The 19,726-nt window shown below is 58.8% G+C and carries 18 protein-coding genes; 11 read left to right on the plus strand and 7 right to left on the minus strand.

Annotation, left to right across the window (positions count from 1 at the left end; all coding sequences use genetic code 11):
- The first annotated feature begins 1 nt into the window (after position 1).
- Positions 2-1,708 (plus strand): PTS fructose transporter subunit IIBC, encoded by a 1,707-nt coding sequence (gene fruA, locus AFK63_RS05015; RefSeq protein ID WP_038861799.1) that lies wholly within the window; start codon positions 2-4, stop codon positions 1,706-1,708.
- Between the two features lie 130 nt (positions 1,709-1,838).
- Positions 1,839-2,654, plus strand: a complete 816-nt coding sequence (locus tag AFK63_RS05020; protein ID WP_038861801.1) for a sugar phosphate isomerase/epimerase family protein — start codon at positions 1,839-1,841, stop codon at positions 2,652-2,654.
- Between the two features lie 12 nt (positions 2,655-2,666).
- Here the strand turns inward: AFK63_RS05020 and nfo are convergent, their stop codons facing one another.
- A complete protein-coding gene (gene nfo, locus AFK63_RS05025; protein WP_038861803.1) occupies positions 2,667-3,527 on the minus strand; it encodes a deoxyribonuclease IV in 861 nt (286 codons plus the stop codon).
- Positions 3,528-3,600: 73 nt separating this feature from the next.
- Positions 3,601-4,650 carry a YeiH family putative sulfate export transporter gene (locus tag AFK63_RS05030; protein ID WP_038861804.1) on the minus strand — a complete coding sequence of 350 codons (1,050 nt, stop codon included), beginning with the start codon at positions 4,648-4,650 and terminating at the stop codon, positions 3,601-3,603.
- A 116-nt stretch (positions 4,651-4,766) separates the two neighbouring features.
- Between AFK63_RS05030 and yieE the strand changes: the two genes are divergently transcribed.
- Positions 4,767-5,633 carry a DNA-binding transcriptional regulator YeiE gene (gene yieE, locus AFK63_RS05035; protein ID WP_038861805.1) on the plus strand — a complete coding sequence of 289 codons (867 nt, stop codon included), beginning with the start codon at positions 4,767-4,769 and terminating at the stop codon, positions 5,631-5,633.
- A 186-nt stretch (positions 5,634-5,819) separates the two neighbouring features.
- Positions 5,820-7,289 (plus strand): amino acid permease, encoded by a 1,470-nt coding sequence (locus AFK63_RS05040; protein ID WP_038862339.1) that lies wholly within the window; start codon positions 5,820-5,822, stop codon positions 7,287-7,289.
- Positions 7,290-7,382: 93 nt separating this feature from the next.
- Here AFK63_RS05040 and fghA read toward each other — a convergent pair whose 3' ends face one another.
- On the minus strand, positions 7,383-8,213 hold the full coding sequence (fghA, locus tag AFK63_RS05045) for an S-formylglutathione hydrolase (protein ID WP_038861806.1): 831 nt from the start codon (positions 8,211-8,213) through the stop codon (positions 7,383-7,385).
- A 123-nt stretch (positions 8,214-8,336) separates the two neighbouring features.
- On the opposite strand from fghA, the gene AFK63_RS05050 reads away from it, so the two are divergent.
- The 7 genes from AFK63_RS05050 to mglC all read left to right on the plus strand — a co-directional run bounded on the left by AFK63_RS05050 (position 8,337) and on the right by mglC (position 16,517).
- Complete coding sequence (locus tag AFK63_RS05050; RefSeq protein WP_038862341.1) at positions 8,337-9,461, plus strand: YbfB/YjiJ family MFS transporter; 1,125 nt, start codon at positions 8,337-8,339, stop codon at positions 9,459-9,461.
- A gap of 125 nt (positions 9,462-9,586) precedes the next feature.
- Positions 9,587-10,258 carry a GTP cyclohydrolase I FolE gene (gene folE / locus AFK63_RS05055; RefSeq protein WP_004387461.1) on the plus strand — a complete coding sequence of 224 codons (672 nt, stop codon included), beginning with the start codon at positions 9,587-9,589 and terminating at the stop codon, positions 10,256-10,258.
- A 9-nt stretch (positions 10,259-10,267) separates the two neighbouring features.
- On the plus strand, positions 10,268-11,425 hold the full coding sequence (yeiB, locus tag AFK63_RS05060; protein ID WP_038861808.1) for a DUF418 domain-containing protein YeiB: 1,158 nt from the start codon (positions 10,268-10,270) through the stop codon (positions 11,423-11,425).
- A 155-nt stretch (positions 11,426-11,580) separates the two neighbouring features.
- The gene (gene galS / locus AFK63_RS05065; RefSeq protein WP_038861813.1) at positions 11,581-12,606 is read left to right on the plus strand and encodes an HTH-type transcriptional regulator GalS; all 1,026 of its coding nucleotides are present in this window, start codon (positions 11,581-11,583) and stop codon (positions 12,604-12,606) included.
- Between the two features lie 282 nt (positions 12,607-12,888).
- Complete coding sequence (mglB, locus tag AFK63_RS05070; protein WP_038861814.1) at positions 12,889-13,884, plus strand: galactose/glucose ABC transporter substrate-binding protein MglB; 996 nt, start codon at positions 12,889-12,891, stop codon at positions 13,882-13,884.
- A gap of 86 nt (positions 13,885-13,970) precedes the next feature.
- Positions 13,971-15,491: a galactose/methyl galactoside ABC transporter ATP-binding protein MglA gene (gene mglA, locus AFK63_RS05075; RefSeq protein WP_038861816.1), complete on the plus strand. Its 1,521-nt coding sequence runs from the start codon at positions 13,971-13,973 to the stop codon at positions 15,489-15,491.
- A gap of 15 nt (positions 15,492-15,506) precedes the next feature.
- Positions 15,507-16,517, plus strand: a complete 1,011-nt coding sequence (gene mglC / locus AFK63_RS05080; RefSeq protein ID WP_038861817.1) for a galactose/methyl galactoside ABC transporter permease MglC — start codon at positions 15,507-15,509, stop codon at positions 16,515-16,517.
- 172 nt (positions 16,518-16,689) lie between these two features.
- Here the strand turns inward: mglC and sanA are convergent, their stop codons facing one another.
- From sanA to AFK63_RS05100, 4 genes are all read right to left on the minus strand, one after another.
- Complete coding sequence (gene sanA, locus AFK63_RS05085) at positions 16,690-17,403, minus strand: outer membrane permeability protein SanA (protein WP_053531557.1); 714 nt, start codon at positions 17,401-17,403, stop codon at positions 16,690-16,692.
- Positions 17,404-17,527: 124 nt separating this feature from the next.
- Positions 17,528-18,412: a cytidine deaminase gene (cdd, locus tag AFK63_RS05090; protein ID WP_038861820.1), complete on the minus strand. Its 885-nt coding sequence runs from the start codon at positions 18,410-18,412 to the stop codon at positions 17,528-17,530.
- A gap of 128 nt (positions 18,413-18,540) precedes the next feature.
- Positions 18,541-19,236 carry a CidB/LrgB family autolysis modulator gene (locus tag AFK63_RS05095; protein WP_038861821.1) on the minus strand — a complete coding sequence of 232 codons (696 nt, stop codon included), beginning with the start codon at positions 19,234-19,236 and terminating at the stop codon, positions 18,541-18,543.
- Positions 19,233-19,634: a CidA/LrgA family protein gene (locus AFK63_RS05100; RefSeq protein WP_038861823.1), complete on the minus strand. Its 402-nt coding sequence runs from the start codon at positions 19,632-19,634 to the stop codon at positions 19,233-19,235. Before AFK63_RS05100 ends, AFK63_RS05095 begins: the two co-directional genes overlap by 4 nt.
- Positions 19,635-19,726 lie beyond the last annotated feature (92 nt).

Raw genomic sequence — 19,726 nt, forward strand, 5'->3', positions numbered from 1 at the left:
AATGAAAACGCTGCTGATTATCGAGCCCGGGTGTGGACAGGCCCGCGCTTATATGGCGAAAACGCTGCTTGGCGCCGCCGCGCCAAAAGCGCATCTGGAACTGACTGACAACCCGAACGATGCGGAGCTGGCGATTGTTATCGGCAACGCCGTGCCGGGCGACACCTCGCTGAACGGCAAAAAGGTTTACCTCGGCGATATTAACCGCGCCGTGGCGCACCCGGAGCTTTTCTTAAGCGAAGCGAAATCTCACGCCGCGCCTTACAGCGCGCCTGCTGCGGCAGCGCCAGCGGCAAACGTCAGCGCCAGCGCCAGCGGCCCGAAACGCGTCGTGGCGGTGACAGCCTGCCCGACCGGTGTCGCGCACACCTTTATGGCGGCGGAAGCGATTGAAACTGAAGCTAAAAAACGCGGCTGGTGGGTGAAAGTGGAAACGCGCGGTTCGGTTGGCGCGGGCAACGCTATCACGCCGGAAGAAGTGGCGCAGGCTGATCTGGTTATCGTGGCGGCGGATATCGAAGTGGATCTGGCGAAATTTGCCGGTAAGCCGATGTATCGCACCACCACCGGTCTTGCGCTGAAGAAAACCGCGCAGGAATTCGATAAAGCGGTGGCCGACGCGAAGCCGTATCAGCCTTCCGGCCAGACGGCGTCCGCCCAGGGCGACCAGAAAGCCCAGGGCGGCGGCGGTCCATACCGTCACCTGCTGACCGGCGTTTCATATATGCTGCCGATGGTGGTGGCGGGCGGTCTGCTGATTGCGCTCTCCTTCGTGTTCGGTATCGAAGCCTTTAAACAGGAAGGCACGCTCGCGGCGGCGCTGATGAAAATCGGCGGCGGCTCCGCGTTCGCGCTGATGGTGCCTGTGCTTGCCGGCTACATCGCGTTCTCTATCGCTGACCGTCCGGGTCTCACGCCAGGCCTTATCGGCGGTATGCTGGCGGTCAGCACCGGCTCCGGGTTCATCGGCGGTATTATCGCGGGCTTCCTCGCAGGCTACGTGGCGAAAGCCATCAGCGGCAAAGTGAAGCTGCCCCAGAGCATGGAGGCGCTGAAGCCAATCCTCATCATTCCGCTGTTCTCAAGCCTGATTGTCGGTCTGGCGATGATTTACGTGATTGGCACGCCGGTTGCGAAAATCCTGGCGGGCCTGACCGCGTGGCTGCAAAGCATGGGAACGGGCAATGCCGTTCTGCTGGGCGCTATCCTTGGCGCGATGATGTGTACTGACATGGGCGGCCCGGTCAATAAAGCGGCGTATGCCTTCGGTGTTGGCCTGCTTAGTTCTCAGGTTTATGCGCCGATGGCGGCGATTATGGCGGCCGGTATGGTTCCACCGCTGGCAATGGGTATCGCAACGCTGGTGGCCCGTCGTAAGTTTGACAAAGGCCAGCAGGAAGGGGGCAAAGCGGCGCTGGTGCTGGGCCTGTGCTTTATCTCCGAAGGGGCTATCCCGTTCGCGGCGCGTGATCCGATGCGCGTCATCCCTTGCTGCATCGTGGGCGGCGCGGTAACCGGCGCTATCTCCATGGCGGTGGGCGCGAAACTGATGGCGCCGCACGGCGGTCTGTTCGTGCTGCTCATCCCAGGCGCTATCAGCCCGGTGCTGGGCTACCTGCTCGCCATCGTGGCAGGGGCGCTGCTGGCGGGTCTGGTTTACGCTTTCCTGAAACGTCCGGAAAGCGAAATGGCGGCGAAAGCAGCCTGACGATGAAGACTCCCTGCTCCGGCAGGGAGTTTTTTTATCCCCGTTGTCATTTCTCGTTACCCCTCTTTTTTGCCCTCCGCACGGTTTGCGTCAACACTTAAACCTTTGACAAAACTCACAGGAGGACGCTGTGCTTCGCTCAATCGCCACCGTCTGCGTCGCCGGAACATTGCCGGAAAAACTGCGCGCCATCGCGCAGGCCGGTTTCGACGGCGTGGAGATTTTTGAACCGGATTTCACCGCCTGGGGCGAAAGCCCGGCGCGACTCGCCGCATTGTGCCAGGAGCTGGGGTTAACGATTTTTCTCTTTCAGCCGCTGCGTAATATTGAAGGAGCGCCGCCGCAACAGTGGCCGCAGACGCGCGACCGCGCGTGCCGCACCTTTGAGGCCATGCGCGAAATGGGCTGTCGCGACCTGCTGCTGTGCAGCAATCTGGCGGCGCAGAGCAGCGCCGACCCGGCGCGGCAGGTGGAGGATTTAGCGCGTGTGGCGGCGCTCGCGGCGGAATTCGACGCGCGGGTGGGCTACGAGGCGCTGGCCTGGGGCCGTCATGTGAATCGCTATACCCAGGCGTGGGCGCGCGTGCAGGCTGTGGATAATCCGGCGCTCGGCCTGGTGCTCGACAGCTTCCATGTGCTGGCGCTCGGGGATACGCTGGAACTCGATACGATCCCGCCTGAAAAAATCTTTTTTACACAGTTTGCCGACGCGCCGCGTAAAAACTTACCGGTGGAGGAGTGGAGCCGCCATTTTCGCGCCTACCCCGGCGAGGGCGAATTGCCGGTGGCAGCGTTTGCGCGCACGCTGATGCAACGCGGGTATCAGGGGCCGTGGTCGCTGGAGGTGTTCAGCGACGTCTGGCAGCAGGCGCCCGCTATTGAGAGCGCCCGCGCCGGGTTTGCCTCGCTGACGCGGCTTGCAGAGCAGCTTAACGCGCGGCGTTGAGATGCGTGTTAATCAGCGCGCCTGCGCGCCGCCGGTTTGCTGCGCATTCAGCCAGGCGATTTCTTCTTTCCAGATATCGGGATTAATGGTTTCCAGAATCAGCGGAATATTGTCGAAATGCGGCTGCTGCATTATCCAGCGAAACGGCGTAAAGCCGATGTTGCCTTCGCCTAAGCTGTGGTGGCGGTCGACCCGGCTCGCGAACGCGCTTTTAGCGTCGTTCAGGTGCATGCCGCGCAGGTACTGAAAGCCGACGATGCGGTCGAACTCCGCGAAGGTCTTTTCACAATCCGCTTCGGTGCGCAGATCATAACCCGCCGCGAACGCGTGGCAGGTGTCGATGCAGACGCCGACGCGGGATTTGTCTTCTACCTGGTCGATAATCGCCGCCAGGTGTTCAAAGCGGAAGCCGAGATTGCTGCCCTGACCTGCGGTGTTTTCAATCACCGCCGTTACCCCTTCGGTCTTATCCAGCGCGATATTCACCGACTCGGCGATACGCGAGAGGCAGGCGTCTTCGCTTATCTGTTGCAGATGGCTGCCGGGGTGGAAGTTCAGCAGCGTCAGCCCGAGCTGCGCGCAGCGTTCCAGCTCATCGATAAACGCCGCGCGGGATTTCTCCAGCGCTTCCGGCTCCGGGTGTCCGAGGTTAATTAAAAAGCTGTCGTGCGGCAGGATCTGCCCCGGGCCAAAGCCGTGCTGGCGGCAGGCGGCTTTGAACGCGTCGATGACGGCAGGCGTCAGCGCCGCCGCGCGCCACTGGCGCTGGTTTTTGGTAAACAGCGCAAAGGCTGTCGCGCCGATTTCCGCCGCGCGGACCGGGGCATTAGCGACCCCGCCCGATGCGCTAACGTGCGCGCCTGTAAACTTCATCGTTTTCTCCTGTCATACCCGCAAAGGGGGAACGTTTTATCATAGCGGGCCTGGCAGGGAAAGGCGCGTCCGTTCAACCCAGCAGATGCGTGACCGCCAGATTGATAGCGCCGCCGCCGACAATCAGCCAGGCGAACAGCACCAGCGCCATCAGGAGCGGTCGCACGCCGGCGTTTTTCAGCGCGCTGACATGGGTGGTCAGCCCCAGCGCCGCCATCGCCATCGCCAGCAGAATGGTGTCGAGCGTCACCAGCGCCTGCACCAGGCTCGCCGGCAGAAGGTGCAGCGAGTTGAACGCGGCCACGGCGATAAACAGCAGCGCGAACCACGGAATAGTGATTTTACCCGCCTGTTCGCCGCCGCGCGGAGCGAGCTGTTTCACGCGGCCTGCCAGCAGCAGCAGGAACGGAGCGAGCATCATCACGCGCAGCATTTTAGCGATAACCGCCGCGTTTTCGGTGTCCGGGCTAACCGCATGGCCTGCCGCCACGACCTGCGCCACTTCATGCACCGTCGAGCCGATATAGACTCCGAAGCTCTGTTCGTTAAACCACGGCGCCAGCCACGGCCACAGCAGCGGATAAACGAAAATCGCCAGCGTCCCGAAAATCACGACCGTCGCGACCGCCACGGTCACTTTGCTCGCCTGCGCTTTCACAACGGGCTCGGTCGCCAGCACCGCCGCCGCGCCGCAGATGCTGCTGCCCGCGCCAATCAGCCAGCTGGTTTCGCGGTCAAGCTTAAAGACTTTCTGCCCAAGCCAGCAGGCAAGGGTAAAGGTGCTGGCGAGCGTCAGGATATCCACCAGCACGCCGCTCGCGCCCACGTCGGCTATCTGCCAGAAGGTGAGACGAAACCCGTAAAGAATGATGCCAAGCCGCAGCAGATGCTGTTTGGCGAACAGCACGCCGCCGTCGCAGCGGCTGTGCAGGCGCGGATAGAGCGTATTGCCGATAATCATTCCGCCGATAATGGCGAGGGTAAGCGCGCTGAAACCGGCGTTGCCGACGGCGGGGATCGCGCCGCCCCAGAGCGCGACGGCCGTTAGCGCGCCGGTCAGCGCAAGGCCGGGCAGAAAATGTGTAAGCCCATGATGCCGGGCGGAAAATGTCAGTGTGGTCATAGCGTCCTCCTGTGATGGAATAAGCTTATGCCTCTCTGGTATAAAAATAAAATTGATTATATATTTATAATTAATCTTAATAAGTGGTAAGCGCGTAGCGTCCGAACGAGGTCATCATGCACATCACCTTACGCCAGCTGGAAGTGTTCGCCGAAGTGCTGAAAAGCGGCTCGACGACCCAGGCATCCCAGATGTTGTCACTGTCGCAATCCGCCGTCAGCGCGGCGCTCACCGATCTTGAAGGACAGCTTGGCGTGCAGCTGTTCGACCGCGTCGGCAAGCGGCTGGTGGTCAATGAACACGGGCGGCTTCTCTACCCGCGCACCGTGGCGTTGCTGGAGCAGGCGGGTGAAATCGAACGGCTGTTTCGCAACGACAACGGCGCGATCCGCGTTTATGCCAGCAGCACCATCGGCAACTATATTCTGCCGGAAATCATCGCCCGCTACCGGCGGGACTTCCCGGATCTGCCGCTTGAGATGAGCGTTGGCAACAGTCAGGACGTTGTACAGGCGGTCTGCGATTTTCGCGTTGATATCGGGCTTATCGAAGGGCCGTGTCATATGGCGGAGATCGTGGCGCAGCCCTGGCTTGAAGATGAGCTGGTGGTGTTCGCGTCGCCCGCAAGCCCGCTGCTGGAAGGGGAGGTGACGCTGGAACGCCTCGCCGCCACGCCGTGGATCCTGCGCGAAAAAGGCTCCGGCACCCGGGAGATTGTCGATTACCTGTTGCTCTCGCATTTGCCGCAGTTTCGCCTGAGCATGGAGCTTGGCAATTCAGAGGCGATTAAACACGCGGTGCGCCACGGGCTTGGCATTAGCTGTCTGTCGCGCCGGGTTATCGCCGAGCAGCTGGAAACCGGCTCGCTCGTGGAGGTAAAACTGCCGCTGCCGCCGCTGGTGCGTACGCTTTATCGCATCCATCACCGCCAGAAACACCTCTCCAGCGCGCTGTCGCGCTTTCTGCGTTATTGCGAACTTTGATTTCGCGGAGCGCGTCACACGGCGCGCTCATTATCAGTTTTTTTTCCGCCGCCGCCCCGATTCGCTGCTTTACTTATAATCCTCCGGCGATCATGAAGCTCTCTTATAACCGCGTTTTTCCACCAGGTAGTCCGCGGTAACTCTGCTACAATCGCGCCTCTTTTGATGGATGGGCATTATTTTTATATGGTTTCCGAATCTAAAACCACACAAGCGCCTGCGCTGCGTCGCGAACTGAAGGCGCGCCACCTGACCATGATCGCCATTGGCGGCTCCATCGGCACAGGACTTTTCGTCGCCTCCGGTGCGACTATTTCTCAGGCGGGCCCTGGCGGCGCGCTGTTTTCCTATATTCTCATCGGCCTGATGGTCTATTTCCTCATGACCAGCCTCGGCGAACTGGCGGCATACATGCCGGTGTCCGGGTCGTTTTCCACTTACGGCCAGAAGTATGTTGAAGAGGGTTTTGGCTTCGCGCTGGGCTGGAACTACTGGTACAACTGGGCGGTGACCATCGCGGTTGACCTCGTGGCCTCGCAACTGGTGATGAGCTACTGGTTCCCGGACACGCCGGGCTGGATCTGGAGCGCCCTGTTCCTCGGCATCATGTTCCTGCTGAACGTCATTTCCGTGAAGGGCTTCGGCGAAGCGGAATACTGGTTCTCCTTAATTAAAGTCGCCACCGTGATTATCTTTATCCTGGTGGGTATCGCGATGATTGTCGGTATCTTCAAAGGCTCTGAACCCGCTGGCTGGAGCAACTGGAAGATTGGCGACGCGCCATTCGCGGGCGGTTTTTCGGCGATGATAGGCGTGGCGATGATCGTCGGGTTCTCGTTCCAGGGCACCGAGCTTATCGGCATCGCCGCGGGCGAATCTGAAGATCCGGAGAAGAACATTCCGCGCGCGGTGCGCCAGGTGTTCTGGCGTATCCTGCTGTTCTATGTGTTCGCCATTCTGATTATCAGCCTGATTATTCCGTACACCGACCCGAGCCTGCTGCGCAACGATGTGAAAGACATCAGCGTCAGCCCGTTCACCCTGGTATTCGAACATGCGGGTCTGCTGGGCGCGGCGGCGATTATGAATGCGGTGATCCTGACGGCGGTGCTTTCAGCGGGCAACTCGGGGATGTATGCGTCCACCCGTATGCTCTATACGCTCGCCTGCGACGGCAAAGCGCCGCGCATTTTCTCGAAGCTCTCTAAAGGCGGCGTGCCGCGTAACGCGCTGTATGCGACGACGGTTATCGCCGGGCTGTGCTTTTTGACCTCCATGTTCGGCAACCAGACGGTCTACCTGTGGCTGCTTAACACCTCCGGGATGACGGGCTTTATCGCCTGGCTTGGCATCGCCATCAGCCATTACCGTTTCCGCCGCGGCTATGTGATGCAGGGCAACGATATCAATAACCTGCCGTACCGTTCCGGTTTCTTCCCGCTGGGCCCGATTTTCGCCTTCGTGCTGTGTCTTATCATCACGCTTGGCCAGAACTATCAGGCATTCCTGGCGGATACCATCGACTGGGCGGCCGTGGCGGCCACTTATATCGGCATCCCGCTGTTCCTGCTGATTTGGTTTGGTTATAAGTTCGCGAAGGGCACCCGTTTTGTGCGTTATCGCGATATGGAATTTCCGGATCATCTGAAGAAATAAGAAAAGGGCGCGCAAGCGCCCTTTTTTATTACGGCGGGTTTGATGGCGAGTGCCCTTGACCGGCACGACCTTTAACCCCACCGCGCTCGTCTGTTAACGCAAATGCTTCGCGTGGAAGCGCAAATGCTCTTCAATAAAGGTGGCGATAAAATAATAGCTGTGGTCGTAACCGGGCTGCATACGCAAGGTTAACGGCCAACCGGCCTCGCGCGCGGCTTCATCGAGACGCTCGGGCTGGAGCTGTTCGCCGAAGAACGGATCGCTGTCGCCCTGATCGATAAGCGTCGGGATGGCGTGCGCCGGGTCGGCGTTTTCCATCAGCGCGCAGCTGTCCCACGCCTGCCAGCGCTGCGTATCGTCGCCGAGGTAGGCGCTGAACGCTTTTTTACCCCACGGCACCCCGGCCGGATTCACGATGGGGGCGAACGCCGATACCGAGCGGAAACGCCCCGGATTTTTCAGCGCCATGATAAGCGCGCCGTGGCCGCCCATTGAATGCCCGCTGATGGCCGCTTCTGGCGCGAGCGTAAAGTTCTCTGCCAGCACCTGCGGCAGCTCATTGCTCAGATAATCAAACATTCTGTAATGCGCAGCCCACGGCGCCTCGGTGGCGTTCAGGTAAAAACCGGCGCCTTTGCCGAGGTCATAGCTGGCGTCATCCGCCACATCATCGCCGCGCGGGCTGGTGTCGGGCATCACCAGCGCGAGCCCCAGCTCTGCCGCGACACGCTGCGCGCCCGCTTTGGTGGTGAAGTTCTCATCGGTGCAGGTCAGCCCCGACAGCCACCACACCACCGGCGGCGGGGTCTGCGCGTCGGGCGGTAAAAAAAGGCTGAAGGTCATCGGGCAGTTAAGCACGCGGGAGTCGTGACGCCAGCGCTGTTGTAACCCGCCAAAACAGCGGTGTTCTTCGAGCAGTTCCATAGTGGCTCCTTTTTTTCAAACCCGGATAGTGCAGTTTAAACGCCAGGTGAGCAAGTTTCACTTCACCGGGTGGGCATCATGGCGCATCATATTGATAACTTTATTTTAACAATTGGGGGCGGCGTGGCGCTGCGTATTGCATTAACCGGTTTTCTGTCACTGGTCGTGGCGATGGGGATTGGGCGTTTCGCTTTTACGCCGCAGGTGCCGTTAATGGTGGGCGAAGGCCAGCTGACGCTGACCAGCGCGGGGCTGGTGGCTGCCGCTAACTATCTCGGTTATCTGCTGGGCGCATGGGACGCGATGCGCGCCCGGCGTCATGTGGAGTACCGTCTGCATGCGGGGGTCTGGGGCGCGGTACTATTGACGCTGGTGTCGGCGCTGGCGGACGGCCCGTGGTCGCACGGCGTGGTGCGCTTTGTGATTGGCTGCATGAGCGGCTGGGCGCTTGTGATGGCCGCGGGCTGGACCAATGAACAACTCGCCCATCACGGCAAGCCGGGCCTGAGCGCGGCGGTGTTTGCAGGGCCTGGGGTTGGCATCACGATAAGCGGTCTGTTGGCGGTCTGGATCCAGGGCGCGGCGCTAAACGCGGCGCAGGGCTGGGTGATTTACGGCGTGCTGGCGCTGGCGCTGATTGCGCTTATCGCCCGGTATCTGCCCCGTAAAGGGCAACTGCATCGGGCGGATGCGCCGCCCGCGCCGCTGGCGCTGACGCCCGCGCTGAAACGGCTCGTCTGGAGCTACAGCCTTGCGGGTTACGGCTATATTTTGCCCGCGACGTTTTTATCGCAAATGGCGGCGGCGCGTTTTCCCGGCAGCCTTTTTGCGCAGTTCGTCTGGCCGGTGTTCGGCGCGGCGTCGGTGGTGGGGATTGCGCTCAGCATTCTCTGGCGAACACGCGGCACGGCGCCGCAGCGGCTCGCCGTTGTGCTCTGGCTCCAGGGGCTGGGTGTGCTGGCGGCCGCGCTGCTGCCGGGGCTGTCCGGGCTGGTGGTCGGGTCGCTGCTGGTCGGCGGCGGGTTCCTTTGCGCGGTGCAACTCTCCTTACAATGCGGGCGCGAGCTGGCACCACAGCACACCCGTTACCTGGCGGGGCTGCTCACCACCGGTTACGCGGTGGGGCAACTGGTCGGCCCCGTGACGTCCGCGCTCGCCAGCCACTTTACCGGCAGGCTGGAACCCGCGCTGTGGCTCGCAGGGGCGGCGCTGTTTGTCGGCGGCGCGCTGGTCTGGCGACGCGCCTGAAAGGCCACGACGATTTCAACAATTTCGCCCCGGCCACTGGATTATGTGCGTTAGCTCACGCACAATGAGCGCACGCTCAGCCCCGGCCGGGCAGAGTCTGGTTACACCTGCTGGAGAAAATAACAATGCCATCACTCAGTAAAGAAGCGGCCCTGGTTCATGAAGCGCTGGTCGCGCGCGGTCTGGAAACGCCGCTGCGTCCGCCAGTCAACGAACTGGATAACGAAACCCGCAAGCGCCTGATCGCAGGCCATATGACCGAAATTATGCAACTGCTTAATCTCGATCTGAGCGATGACAGCCTGATGGAAACCCCGCACCGCATCGCCAAGATGTACGTGGATGAAATCTTCTCCGGCCTCGATTACGCCAACTTCCCGAAAATCACCGTCATTGAAAATAAAATGAAGGTGGATGAGATGGTGACGGTGCGCGATATCACGCTGACCAGCACCTGCGAACACCATTTCGTCACCATCGACGGCAAAGCGACCGTCGCGTATATCCCGAAAGACGCGGTGATCGGCCTGTCTAAAATCAACCGCATCGTACAGTTCTTCGCCCAGCGTCCGCAGGTGCAGGAGCGTCTGACCCAGCAGGTGCTGGTGGCGCTGCAAACCCTGCTCGGCACCAATAACGTGGCGGTCTCCATTGACGCGGTGCATTACTGCGTGAAAGCGCGCGGCATCCGCGACGCCACCAGCGCCACCACGACGACCTCGCTCGGCGGGCTGTTTAAGTCCAGCCAGAACACGCGCCAGGAGTTTCTGCGCGCCGTGCGTCACCACAACGGCTAAGGCGCCAGGATGACGAGAAATATTACCCTCGACGCGGTACGCGGCCTGGCGATTCTCGGCATCCTTCTGCTCAATATCACCGCCTTTGGACTGCCGAAGGCGGCTTATCTCAATCCCGCCTGGTATGGCGCTATCACTGACCGCGACGCCTGGACATGGGCGCTGCTTGATCTCTTCGCGCAGGTCAAATTCCTCACGCTTTTCGCGCTGCTGTTCGGCGCCGGGCTGCAAATGCTGCTGCCGCGCGGCAAACGGTGGATCCAGGCGCGTCTGACGCTGCTGGTGCTGCTCGGGTTCATTCACGCGATTTTTATCTGGGACGGCGATATCCTCCTGGCTTACGGGCTGGTGGGGCTGGTCTGCTGGCGCATGGTGCGCGACGCTCAGAGCGTGAAGTCGCTGTTTAAAACCGGCGTGGTGCTCTATCTCATTGGCATTGCGGTGCTGCTGCTGCTCGGCATGATGTCCGGTGACAGCATGAACCGCTCCTGGACGCCGCAGGCGGGCGATCTGTTCTATGAGAAATTCTGGCGTCTCGAAGGCGGTATGGAAGCCATCCGCAATCGCCTCAATCTGCTCTCCTCGATGCTGCTGGCGCTCGGCGCGCAGTATGGCTGGCAACTGGCGGGCCTGATGCTGACCGGCGCGGCGCTGATGCGCAGCGGCTGGCTACGCGGCGAATTCAGCCAGCGGCACTACCGGCGCACGGGCTTCGGGCTGGTGGCGCTTGGCGTGGCGATTAATCTGCCGGCGATTATCGTTCAGTGGCGGCTCGGCTGGGATTACCGCTGGTGCGCGTTTATTCTTCAGGCGCCGCGCGAGCTCGGCGCGCCGCTTCAGGCGCTTGGCTATACGGCGCTTGTGTTCGGCTACTGGCCGTGGCTGGCGCGCCTGAGACTGATGACCGCCGTCGCCTGCGTGGGGCGGATGGCGCTCACCAACTATCTGCTGCAAAGCCTCATCTGCACCACACTTTTTAACCACTTCGGCCTCTTTATGAAATTCGACCGGTTTGCGCTGCTGGCGTTTGTGCCGGCGGTCTGGGCGGTTAACCTTGTCTTTTCCGTGCTCTGGCTGCGCTACTTCCGTCAGGGGCCGCTGGAGTGGCTGTGGCGGCGTCTGACCCGCCTCGCCGCAGGCGCACCGCAATCCGCATCATCCAGATAACGATCTGGATCACAATCGTTAACAAATTGCATGTAACCGTTTCCAGCGCTGTGATGCGCTTCACGCAGCGCGTGGCAGCACACTGCCAGAATAGCCTCCTGACTTAACACAGGGGGTTTCTGTGAGACGCATTTCAGCTCTTCAGGGTGGTCGCCATGATCACCATTCGTGACGTCGCCCGTCTGGCAGGGGTTTCTGTCGCGACTGTCTCCCGGGTTCTCAACAACAGCGCGCTGGTCAGCCCTGAAACGCGTGAAACGGTGATGCAGGCAGTGTCGCAGCTCGGCTATCGCCCGAATGCCAACGCGCAGGCGCTCGCCACGCAAGTCAGCGACACCATCGGCGTGGTGGTGATGGACGTTTCCGATCCCTTCTTCGGCGCGCTGGTGAAAGCGGTCGATGTGGTGGCGCAGCAGCACGGCAAATATGTGCTGATTGGCAACAGCTATCACGAGGCGGAAAAAGAGCGTCACGCCATTGAAGTGCTGATCCGCCAGCGGTGCAGCGCGCTTATCGTCCATGCCAAATCGCTCAGCGACGACGAGCTTTCGACCTTCCTTGAACAGGTGCCCGGCATGGTGCTGATTAACCGCATCGTGCCCGGCTACGCGCATCGCTGCGTCGGGCTTGATAACGTCACCGGCGCCATGATGGCGACGCGCATGCTGCAAAGCAGCGGCCATCAGCGCATCGGCTATCTCGCTTCCAGCCATCAGATTGACGATAACGATAAACGTCGCGAAGGGTGGCAGCGGGCGCTGGCTGACGACGGCGTACAGCCGCCGGAAAGCTGGGTCGGCACCGGTAGCCCGGATATGCAGGGCGGAGAGGCGGCGATGGTAGAGCTGCTGGGCCGCAACCTTCAGCTTACCGCCGTATTCGCCTATAACGACAGCATGGCGGCGGGCGCGCTGACGGCGCTGAAAGATAACGGCATCCTGGTGCCGCAGCATGTGTCAGTCATTGGTTTCGATGATATTCCGATTGCCCGTTACACCGACCCGCAGCTCACCACCGTGCGGTATCCTGTGGTCTCCATGGCGAAGCTCGCCACCGAGCTGGCGTTACAGGGAGCCGCAGGAGAGCTGGATCCGGGGGCGACGCACTGTTTCATGCCGACCCTGGTGCGGCGCCATTCCGTGGCGGCGAGACAAAGTGTGGCCCCGATCACTAGTTTATAAACCGGCGTGATGTAACCGCTTTCAATCTGTGAGTAAATTCACAGTATATTAACATTGCGCTGTCTATGATGACGGCGTCTCATGGGCCTGAAACATTATGTAACGGCGATTTAACACTGACGTTATCTGCCGGCCCGGAGCCACAAAAAAGCTTTACTGGAGCATTACCGAGCAAGGAAGAGTTTTTTATTAGTGAACTTCGGCATTCAGTAAGGCTTTTCTCCTTACCGTCCTGCCGCCCGTTTTTCACGATAGCTACCCTGCATAAAAACCGGAGATACCATGAATAAGAAGGTGTTGACCCTCTCTGCCGTTATGTCCTGCATGCTTTTTGGCACTGCTGCTCAGGCGGCCGACCGTATTGGCGTAACCATTTATAAATATGACGACAACTTTATGTCCGTCGTGCGCAAGGCGATTGAAAAAGAGGCTTCTGCGTCGTCCGACGTTCAGCTGCTGATGAACGACTCCCAGAACGACCAGTCCAAGCAGAACGATCAGATTGACGTCCTGCTGGCGAAAGGCGTCAAATCTCTGGCGATCAACCTGGTTGACCCGGCTGCCGCAGGCACCGTTATCGAAAAAGCGCGTGGGCAGAACATCCCTATCGTGTTCTTCAACAAAGAGCCGTCTCGCAAAGCGCTGGACAGCTATGACAAAGCCTATTACGTGGGCACCGACTCAAAAGAATCCGGCATTATCCAGGGCGATCTGATTGCCAAGCACTGGAAAGCCAACGCGGGCTGGGATCTTAACAAAGACGGTCAGATCCAGTACGTGCTGCTGAAAGGCGAACCGGGCCATCCGGATGCGGAAGCGCGCACCACCTACGTTATCAAAGAGCTGAACGACAAGGGCATCAAAACCCAGCAGCTGCAACTGGATACCGCCATGTGGGACACCGCTCAGGCCAAAGACAAAATGGACGCGTGGCTCTCTGGCCCGAACGCGAACAAAATCGAAGTGGTTATCGCGAACAACGACGCGATGGCGATGGGCGCGGTAGAAGCGCTGAAAGCGCATAACAAATCTGCTGTGCCGGTCTTCGGCGTGGATGCGCTGCCGGAAGCCCTGGCGCTGGTGAAATCTGGCGCGCTGGCCGGTACCGTACTGAACGATGCCAATAACCAGGCGAAAGCGACGTTTGACCTTGCTAAAAACCTGGCGGCAGGTAAAGGCGCGGCAGATGGCACCAACTGGAAAATTGAAAATAAAGTGGTGCGCATTCCTTACGTCGGCGTTGATAAAGACAACCTGGCGGAAATCACCGGTAAATAATAATTGCGAAGTTCTTACGGGGCGCCTTTTGCGCCCCTGTTAAGCCGTGCCATGCTCAGACAACACTCTCGCAGCCAGGTATAAATATGGTCAGCAATAATACGCAGTCGCCAGGCGAATACTTGTTGGAAATGACGAATATCAACAAGAGCTTCCCGGGCGTTAAGGCACTCGATAACGTGAATTTAAAAGTTCGCCCTCATTCTATTCATGCTCTGATGGGCGAGAATGGCGCGGGCAAGTCAACGTTATTAAAATGCCTTTTCGGGATCTACCAGAAAGATTCCGGCAGTATTCTCTTCCAGGGGAAAGAAATAGATTTCCATTCTGCCAAAGAAGCACTTGAGAATGGAATTTCGATGGTCCATCAGGAATTAAACCTGGTATTACAGCGTTCTGTAATGGACAACATGTGGCTCGGCCGTTATCCGACCAAAGGCATGTTTGTCGACCAGGAAAAAATGTTTCGTGATACCAAAGCGATTTTCGACGAGCTGGATATTGATATTGATCCGAAAGCTCGCGTGGGTACGCTTTCCGTATCGCAGATGCAGATGATTGAAATCGCCAAAGCGTTTTCTTATGACGCCAAAATCGTCATCATGGATGAACCGACGTCTTCGCTGACTGAGAAAGAAGTTAATCATCTGTTTAAGATTATCCGCAAGCTGAAAGAGCGCGGTTGCGGCATCGTTTATATTTCCCACAAAATGGAAGAGATCTTCCAGCTGTGCGATGAAATCACCATTCTGCGCGACGGTCAGTGGATCGCCACTCAGCCGCTCGACGGGCTGGATATGGATAAGATCATCGCCATGATGGTGGGTCGTTCGCTTAACCAGCGCTTCCCGGATCGTGAAAACAAGCCCGGCGAAGTGATCCTTGAGGTACGCAATCTGACCTCGCTGCGCCAGCCGTCTATTCGCGACGTCTCTTTTGATCTGCATAAAGGAGAGATTCTCGGCATTGCGGGGCTGGTGGGCGCGAAACGTACCGATATCGTGGAAACGTTATTTGGTATCCGTGAAAAATCTGGCGGTACGATTAGTCTGCATGGCAAAAAGATTAATAACCATAGCGCGAATGAGGCCATTAATAATGGTTTCGCGCTGGTGACCGAGGAGCGCCGCTCAACGGGGATCTATGCTTATCTGGATATCGGCTTCAACTCCCTGATTTCCAATATTCGCAACTACAAAAGCAAAATCGGTTTGCTGGACAATTCCCGCATGAAAAGCGATACCCAGTGGGTTATTGACTCGATGCGCGTAAAAACGCCGGGCCATCGCACCCAGATAGGTTCGCTTTCCGGCGGTAACCAGCAGAAGGTTATTATCGGGCGCTGGCTACTGACCCAGCCGGAAATATTAATGCTCGATGAACCGACCCGCGGGATTGACGTAGGCGCGAAATTTGAAATCTATCAGCTCATTGCCGAGCTTGCGAAAAAGGGCAAGGGGATCATTATTATCTCCTCTGAAATGCCTGAGCTGTTAGGGATAACTGACCGTATTCTGGTAATGAGCAATGGCCTCGTTTCCGGGATTGTTGACACCAAAACGACGACGCAAAACGAAATTCTGCGTCTTGCGTCTTTGCACCTTTAATATCAGGGGCTCCTCATGAGTGCGTTAAATAAGAAGAGTTTTCTCACTTATCTGAAAGAAGGCGGTATTTACGTCGTCCTTTTAGTGTTGCTGGCCATTATTATTTTCCAGGACCCAACTTTTTTAAGCCTGCTGAACTTAAGTAACATTCTGACCCAGTCATCGGTGCGTATTATTATCGCGCTCGGCGTGGCGGGGCTGATTGTCACCCAGGGCACCGACCTCTCCGCAGGGCGTCAGGTGGGTCTGGCGGCGGTGGTGGCGGCGACGCTGCTGCAATCGATGGAAAACGCCAACAAGGTGTTCCCGGAGATGGCGACCATGCCGATCCCGCTGGTGATCCTGATTGTTTGCGCTATCGGCGCCGTGATTGGTCTGATTAACGGCATTATCATCGCGTACCTGAACGTCACGCCGTTTATCACTACCCTGGGCACGATGATTATCGTTTACGGTATCAACTCGCTCTATTACGACTTCGTGGGCGCATCGCCGATTTCCGGCTTCGACAGTGGTTTCTCGACCTTTACGCAGGGCTTTGTGGCGCTCGGCAGCTTCAGACTCTCCTACATTACGTTCTACGCGCTGATTGCCGTGGCGTTTGTCTGGATCCTGTGGAACAAAACCCGCTTCGGTAAGAACATTTTCGCTATCGGCGGCAACCCGGAAGCGGCGAAAGTCTCCGGCGTCAACGTGGCGTTGAACCTGCTGATGATTTATGCGCTCTCCGGCGTGTTCTACGCCTTCGGCGGGCTGCTGGAAGCGGGCCGTATCGGCTCTGCCACCAACAACCTGGGCTTTATGTATGAGCTTGACGCCATCGCCGCGTGCGTGGTGGGCGGGGTCTCCTTCAGCGGCGGCGTGGGTACGGTGCTGGGCGTCGTGACCGGTGTGATAATCTTTACCGTAATCAACTACGGTCTGACCTATATCGGCATCAACCCGTACTGGCAGTACATCATCAAGGGCGCGATTATCATCTTCGCGGTTGCCCTGGATTCGCTGAAATACGCGCGTAAAAAATAACTGTTGTTTGTCATACCGAAAAAGCCTCCGCCAGCGGGGGCTTTTTTTATGGGGCAGGGGCGTGAGGGGGAGCGGGTGCGAAGCGGCGATGGCAGTGTTTGTAGGGTGGGTACCATTTGGCGAGTGCCCCATGCCAGTCCCGCCACACAAGGGATTTAAAATCCCCTGCGACTTACTTCTTCTTCTGCAACTCAAGCATCTGTTCCGGCGTCACTGCGGGATAGCCCTGCGCGTCGTCGGGCACTTCGTGAAGGGCGGGGATAGGCACCAGCGGGCCGAGAAAGCGCGGTTCGCGCTTGAAGATATAGAGTTCCGCGAGCGCGCCTAAACGCGCGCCAAACTCGCGCACCCGTACCGACAGCATATTTTTCGGCGACGGCACGGCGTAACACTGCGCCTGAATCCCCATATGCAGCGCGATAAACAGCGCGCGCTCGCAATGGAAGCGCTGGGTAATGATGATGAAGTCGTTAGTATCGAACACGCGCCGCGTACGCACGATGGAATCGAGCGTGCGGAAACCGGCGTAATCCAGCACGATATCCGCCGGATCGACGCCGGCGGCAATTAAATCTTTGCGCATTGTCACCGGCTCGTTGTAACTCTGCTGGGCATTATCGCCGCTCAGGAGCAGGTAATTCACTTTGCCGCTGTTATAAGCGTTCAGCGCGCCCTGGATGCGGTAGCGGTAATACTGATTAATAACGCCGGTGCGGTAATACTTGGCGGTGCCGAGCACCACGCCCACCTGACGCCAGGGTAAATCCTGCAGCTCGTCGTAGACATAAGGCGCGGTTTTCCAGCTAATCCAGCGGTCGAGCAGCAGCGCCGTTAACAGCAGTACGCCAATCAGGGCCAGCAGGCTGTATAACAAACGCTTTAACATTCAGGCAGCTCGAAGCAATAAGGAAAGAGACTCAAGGCTACTTTACCCGTCGGGCAAGAGCAAGAATCGAACGTCCGGTTGAAGCATTTTTCGTCGCTGCGGGCAGGGCGCCCGCAGCGGTGGATCAGGCGAGCGCTATCAGCTTGAGGTCGGCAAAGCCCAGCGCATTCAGCGTCGCGGCGGTGGCGTCGCGCTGTACAATGGTCGCATCGCTGCGCTCGGCAAGCATCGCGCGCTGAATGTCATGCCAGCCGTAGCCGTTCAGGCTCAGCAGATTCAGCGCGGCCTGTAACGGCGGCAGCGACGGATTGAACGCGGCGTTTTCAGCGTAGCTGCCGGTAAACACCGCGCCATCGCGGGTTTCAATGGCGAGCCCGGAAGGCGACTGGCTGTAAGGCGCATGGCTGCGGTTCGCCGCCGCGATCGCCGCCTGAGTCAGCGCGTCGCCATGCTGCGCGTAGCCGTGGTTTTCGGTATCAAAAATCAGCGTCTTGATATCCAGATCGCGCGGGCCGAAGGCGTCCGGCAGGTAATCGCCCAGTTTCGACGGCGCGCGGCCCGGCAGGTTGATACGAAGCGCAAGCCCGCTGTTAAGCTCATTCATAAACTGACGGCAGTGGCCGCATGGCGTGTAATTGACGGTAATCGCCGTAAGGCCAGCTTCGCCGCGCATCCACGCATGGGTGATAGCACTCTGTTCGGCGTGAACGGTCTGCTGCATCGCCGCGCCCCGAAATTCCATATTGGCGCCGAAATAGAGCGCGCCGCTCAGGCCGCGCGCTACGGCGCCAACGTTAAAGTGGGATATTTCGGTTTGCGCGCAGGCGGCGGCCAGGGGCAGCAGCGCGAAGGCCAGCGCGTCGTCATCCAGTCCGCTCTGGCGGCGAATTTCAGCAACCTGTTCGGCGCTGAACATCGCCGGAAAATGGGGATCGGCAAGCAGCGGAGCCAGAGCGGCTTGCAGCGCAGCCGGCAGCTGTGCGAAGGCAGTTTCAAAACGTGGGTGCATGGCAAAGCCTCAAATAAGTAACCGGAACCGTAGTTTACGGCGCTCCTGAGGCTTTATATGTGATTTAACTCTCACTGGCTATGCAACAAATGAAATTTAAAAAGAAAATGCGCGACGTATCGCAAGTTTTAACGCCATAACGCCAGAATCAGCGGGAACAGGAACGGTGCCACCAGCGACGTGATAATCCCGCAAATCACCAGCGCCAGCGAGCTGAACGCGCCTTCCTGGTAATCCAGTTCCGCGCAGCGCGCCGTGCCGAGGGCATGCGAGGCAGTGCCCATCGCCAGCCCGCGCGCCGATTTGGTTTTAATGCGCATTACGTTCAGCAGCGCGTGGCCGAAAACAGCGCCAAGGATGCCGACGAAAATCACGCACACCGCGCTGATGGCCGGAATGCCGCCAAGGCTGCCGCCCACGGCCATCGCAATCGGCGTGGTAACGGATTTGGGCAGGACTGATGCCGCGATTTCCGGGCTTGCGCCCATCAACAACGCAATAGAGGTGCCCGTCACCATCGCCACCACGCTGCCTGCAAAGCAGATGGTAATGATGGACTTCCAGCGCGCGCGGATCTGGTGCAGCTGTTCATACAGCGGGAACGCCAGCGCCACCACGGCGGGTTGCAGCAGATCGTTCAACACACGGCTGCCCTGGAAATAGCGCTCATACGAAATACCCGTCAGCATCAGGAAGGGGATCAGCACGACCATACAGACCAGCAGCGGGTTCAGCAGCGGGCTTTTCAGCCGCGCGGCAAGCTTACGGGCGGCGAAAAACACCAGCAGCGTCAGCGGCAGAGACCACCAGATATTCTGGATCATTTTTCATGGCTCCTTTTCTGACCAATCACTTTGCGCTCGCCGTGCGCCAGATGCGAGCTCCAGCTCACCACCATAAACACCACCAGCGTACTGATAAAACAGGAGACCACCACCGGCCCGAACTGCGCCTGCAGCACGTCGAAATATTGCATCACGCCGATACCCACCGGCACAAACAGCAGCGCCATGTAACGGATCAGCAGATGACAGGCGGGCTGCACCCATTTCGCAGGGAGGATCTGAAACGCGAGCAGCAGAAAAAGGATCAGCATGCCGATGATACTGCCGGGGATCGTAATCGGCAGCAGCGCAGCGAGCGCGATGCCTGCATAAAGACAGGCGTAAATCAAAATAAAAGCGCGTACCAGTTGCCAGAGAGAAGTCAGCATTGTGCTCATAGAGGGTAACCTTTAACCGAACGCATTCATCATACAATTAAATCTAAAACTGTGCTACCGATCACAGGCGTCTCCTCAGCATACCTAAACTT

The organism is Cronobacter muytjensii ATCC 51329 (assembly GCF_001277195.1).
In the GTDB taxonomy this organism is placed as follows: Bacteria; Pseudomonadota; Gammaproteobacteria; order Enterobacterales; family Enterobacteriaceae; genus Cronobacter; species Cronobacter muytjensii.